Annotated in this window: 4 protein-coding genes; 3 read left to right on the forward strand and 1 reads right to left on the reverse strand. The window is 35.5% G+C overall.

All coding sequences use genetic code 11. From position 1 onward, the window contains the following. Nucleotides 1–574 precede the first annotated feature (574 nt). On the forward strand, nucleotides 575–1684 hold the full coding sequence (locus ACGHIN_RS16495; protein WP_390456057.1) for a M14 family zinc carboxypeptidase: 1110 nt from the start codon (nucleotides 575–577) through the stop codon (nucleotides 1682–1684). Between the two features lie 206 nt (nucleotides 1685–1890). On the opposite strand, the gene ACGHIN_RS16500 is transcribed toward ACGHIN_RS16495, so the two are convergent. Further along, the gene (locus ACGHIN_RS16500; protein WP_390456059.1) at nucleotides 1891–2406 is read right to left on the reverse strand and encodes a DUF4920 domain-containing protein; all 516 of its coding nucleotides are present in this window, start codon (nucleotides 2404–2406) and stop codon (nucleotides 1891–1893) included. A 143-nt stretch (nucleotides 2407–2549) separates the two neighbouring features. Between ACGHIN_RS16500 and ACGHIN_RS16505 the strand changes: the two genes are divergently transcribed. Continuing rightward, nucleotides 2550–3965, forward strand: a complete 1416-nt coding sequence (locus tag ACGHIN_RS16505; protein ID WP_390456062.1) for an APC family permease — start codon at nucleotides 2550–2552, stop codon at nucleotides 3963–3965. 145 nt (nucleotides 3966–4110) lie between these two features. Further along, nucleotides 4111–4551 (forward strand): GPW/gp25 family protein, encoded by a 441-nt coding sequence (locus ACGHIN_RS16510; RefSeq protein ID WP_390456065.1) that lies wholly within the window; start codon nucleotides 4111–4113, stop codon nucleotides 4549–4551. The last annotated feature ends 191 nt before the right edge of the window (nucleotides 4552–4742 follow it).

A 4742-nucleotide genomic window follows, 5' to 3' on the forward strand; every position in this document is an offset into this window, starting at 1 on the left:
ATTATAATATTATAAACCAGCTAATTATAAAGTTTACGTAAAGTATAATTTCATACTTACTTTAAGTGGCAAAATACCTGTTTATTTAGCGTATTATATAATATAACAACGAGAGCGGTCCGGAAGTAAAGCTTATAAATACCTTTATTAATACTCATTTTCGACATAATCTATAATTTTCTGAGAGATACTTCTTCTTTATAAGTTAGGATGTTTATTTCAACTAAAATAAAGGTCTTAAAAAGGAAATAAAAATCCTGAAAATTGATGATTTACATTTGTATAAATGTATAAAAATATTACTTTATCCACATTTGGAATGTTTAATGAAATTACGCTCAATTCGGGATAAACAGGTATTTTGCCACTTAAAGTAAGTATGAAATTATACTTTACGTAAACTTTATAATTAGCTGGTTTATAATATTATAATTGCATATAATTAAATTTTTAGCAATCCACAATTTTACCAACAGACATTCTGACAATTTACAATGTTTAATATTGTTACAAATGTTAATTTCGTTTTCTCCTTAAAAATGGCTAAATTTGACTCTTGTAAACCACTTCTCCAATGAACTTTGAACAGATTTATATTCAAAATCCCCATTTCCCAAATCGCTATATTTCCCCTGAAAAATTATTTTCTTACCTACAGACGAATCTCAGCGATTATATTCAGGAAATCGGGAGGTCATATTTGGATAAGCCTATTTATAAATTAAGTATAGGCTCCGGACCTATTCAGGTGTTGGCCTGGTCACAGATGCACGGCAATGAATCCAATGCGACCCATGCAATGCTTGACTTATTGATGAGCCTTGATAATATGCCTCAGATGAAAGAGGACCTTTTCAGTAAGATTTCATTGGATTTTATTTTTATGTTAAATCCGGATGGATCAGAGAAGTGGACCAGATTAAATGCCGTAGATATTGACCTGAACAGGGACTTCCATAATGAAGCCAGTAAAGAGATCAGATTTCTTAAAAGCTTGACTTCCTCCAAAAAGTATGATTATGCACTGAATCTGCATGAACAGAGAACAATATTTACTACAGATGGAATACATCCTGCAACACTTTCCTTTTTAGCACCATCAGAAAATGTAGAAAGAACTGTTACTGAAAACAGGAAAAAATGTATGGCTGTTATTGCCGATGTTTATCATCACCTGAAAGAATTAATTCCAAATCAGATCGGAAGATATTCGGATGAGTTTTACCCGACTTCTACCGGTGATAATTTTATTAAAAGCGGAATGCCTACCATTTTATTTGAAGGCGGACATTTTGTAGATGATTACACGAGAAAAGGAACAAGGAAATATTATACAATTGCTCTTTATTACGCCTTAAAAGCGATCAGTGAACTGAATTCCGATATTACCGGCTGGGAAACCTATTTTGAAATTCCGGAAAATCAGGAAACCCATTATGATATTGTATACAGAAACGTAAAGCTGAATACGGATCATCTCTGTATTTTGGATGTAGCGGTTCAGTACAGGGAAATGATAGAAGAAGGGAAAGATGAAATCTCTTTTGTACCTTTTGTAGTGGAAGTAGGAGAAGTAAAGAAACGAAAAGGCTGGCTGGAAATAGACTGTACCGGAAAGAAATTTGTTTCCTCAACCAAATATCCGAAACTGGATGCGGTAGTAGATTTTACTATAGAAGACTAAAAAGCGGAACCTTGGTTCCGCTTTTTTTATCATGTGATTTTGACACAAAGATTAAAAGTTTAATCATATTGTATTTAAGTTAGCTAAGAGGTAATTAACAAGTTAATTGATGAGGCGATCCGCTTAATCAGACAAATGAAATTTGTCTTCTCTTGGCTTTCTTAAATATTATGTTTATAAAAAACTTTGTGTTAAAATAAGAAATCTTAGTTCACTACTTTAATTCCGTTCGCTACAAATCTGATCTCTTCTTTTGGCTTTGTGATGGCGTCAATCTCAGATTGAGGCTTTTTAGCATCTTCAGCATAGTGTTTTTGCTCATCCACGGAAATTACTTTTCTTTCTGCATTTCCTTCCAAAACAACATTCTTTCCTTTTAGAGCTGTAGGAACAAAGAAAGCATAATCTTTCATCTTAACAAAGAATTGAGAATCATCTTCCGTTTTGATGGTTAGCCAACATCCTTTTTTCTCGCAAACATCAGTTACTGTGCCTTTGATTGCTACGTTCTCAGCTTTTTTATTGTCTTTTTTAAGTTTTTTGGACAATTTATCTACTGTAATTGCTTTAGATTCGGAAGCTTTAGCAACTCCTGCTCCGTATGTATCTCCTACAAGAGCGTTTCCTGCCGGTGGAGAGAATTTCTTCTCTGCGGTTTCCTGTGCAAAGGCCAGTGTGGAAACACTCACTGCTGCTGCAAATAATAGGGCTTTGAATTTCATTTTTAATATTTTTTTCAAAAATACTAATAAAAATCGAATCCAAAATCAGATTAAACTTAATAAAAAGCATATTTATTTTGAATATGTAAACAAAGTTCCCAACCAAATGCATATTTGTTTATATTTGACACCTATACATATTTATGCAGAAAAAACTAAAACTTTGGGACGCCATTATGTTGGTAATGGGCTCCATGATCGGAAGTGGAATCTTTATCGTGAGTGCAGATATGATGCGGAATCTCGGTTCCGGATATTGGGTGATCGTAGTATGGATCATTACAGGAGTCATGACTGTTGCTGCTGCAATAAGCTACGGTGAGCTTTCAGCATTGTTTCCAAAAGCCGGTGGGCAATACACATATCTTACGGAAATCTTCGGTAAAAAAATGGGTTTTCTTTACGGATGGGGATTATTTACAGTGATCCAGACCGGGACGATTGCTGCTGTTGCAATGGCTTTCGGAAAATTTACCGCTTACCTTGTTCCGTCCCTTAATAATGCAGCCCCTATTTTCCAAAGCGGAGAATTCCAGATTACCTGGATACAGATATTGGCAATAGGTATTATTTTGTTGTTGACCTATATTAATACAAGAGGAGTAGAGAGCGGGAAGCTCTTACAGAATATATTTACAGGTTCTAAAGTAATTGCTTTATTGGGACTAATTGCAGCCGGGTTTATTTTAGTGGATGTTTCCCATTTGGCAGAGAACTTTAGTTTTGGTACAGATTCTTTTAATAATCTGAAGAAAGACCTTTCAGGAAATTTTCTTAAAGAAGGTTGGGAACCTATTGGTGGAATGACTTTGTTAGGGGGAATTGCTGCGGCGATGGTTGGATCGGTCTTTAGCTCTGTAGCTTGGGAAAGTGTAACTTTTGTTTCCGGAGAAATAGAGAACCCAAAGAAAAATGTCGTAAAATCAATGATTTACGGAACTTCTGCTGTTATGATACTGTATATTGCGGTAAATTATGTCTACCTAAATGCTTTAGACAGAGACTCCATCGCTTTTGCAGCCAACGACAGAGTAGCGGTAGCTGCTTCACAAAATATTTTCGGAAGTGCGGGAACCATAATCATCGCTTTGTTAGTCATGATTTCTACCTTCGGGTGCAACAACGGCCTGATTCTGGCCGGAGCCAGAGTATTCCAGACGATGGCAAAAGACGGCTTGTTTTTTAAATCCGCCACAGAAAACAATAAAAATGCAGTTCCCGGAAATGCTTTATGGATGCAGGGTGTTTGGGCTTCTCTCCTGTGCTTAAGCGGTCAGTACGGAAACCTTCTGGATATGATTTCTTTTGTGATCGTTTTGTTCTATATGATCACCGTTTTCGGAGTAATTTACCTGAGATTCAAGCAGCCTGATCTTGAAAGGCCTTACAAAACATGGCTGTATCCGGTTACACCCATTATATATTTATTGATAGGATCCGGATTCTGTATCCTGCTTCTAATCTATAAACAGCAATACACCTGGCCAGGATTTTTAATGGTCTTATTGGGACTTCCGGTTTACTACTTTATCAATAGAAATAAAAAAGAAACTCATTAGTATGATTACGGCTTTCAAACTTGTTTGAAAGCCGTAAATTTTAAACAATATTTTTAAATTCTTATAACATTTTATTTCCTGAAAATGTTTAATTTGGTATTTCGTTTAGATAAATTGAGACCATGATGTAAAAAGAAGTTGATTTATGGACACACCAAATTACAGAATGCCTTTTGCCCCGTCAACATTAATGACTGAAGGGGGGAGTATTGATACCTGCGACATGGGGGAAAGTATTGCCCACAACATAATGTTGCTGATCACTACCAAAAAAGGTGAAAACAGATATGATGAAAATTACGGAAATGACGTCTGGAACCTGGAATTCGATAATGGAGTTACAAGTGCCATCTGGGAAAGTGTTTTTATTAAAAGTCTTAAAAGGCAGATACAAGAATATGAACCCAGAATTGTTCAGCCGCAAATTCAAGCCCACGTAGAATTTGTAGAGCACAGCTATGATACCAAAGAACATACGGAAATCAAGAAAAAAGTCAGAATAGCCATTAATGCCAAAATGGAGGCTACAGGAGAGCGTTTCAGCTTTACCACAGAGCTTTTTTTGAGTCCGATGTCAATAGATTAAGTTTTTTTGTAATTAGAATTATGAATTTAGATCAGAATATATATTCCAAAGAATCGGTAAAAGCAAGAATGCTTCAGAATGCCACAAAAGTATGGGGATTAAAAAGTCCGCAGTCATTGGACCCTTTTGTAAAATTATTGATTGACGCTTTCAGCACCGAGGTTTTTAAAGCCAACAATGAAATCCAGACG

The sequence above is a fragment of the Chryseobacterium barbadense genome (genome assembly GCF_042849955.1).
Taxonomy (GTDB): domain Bacteria; phylum Bacteroidota; class Bacteroidia; order Flavobacteriales; family Weeksellaceae; genus Chryseobacterium.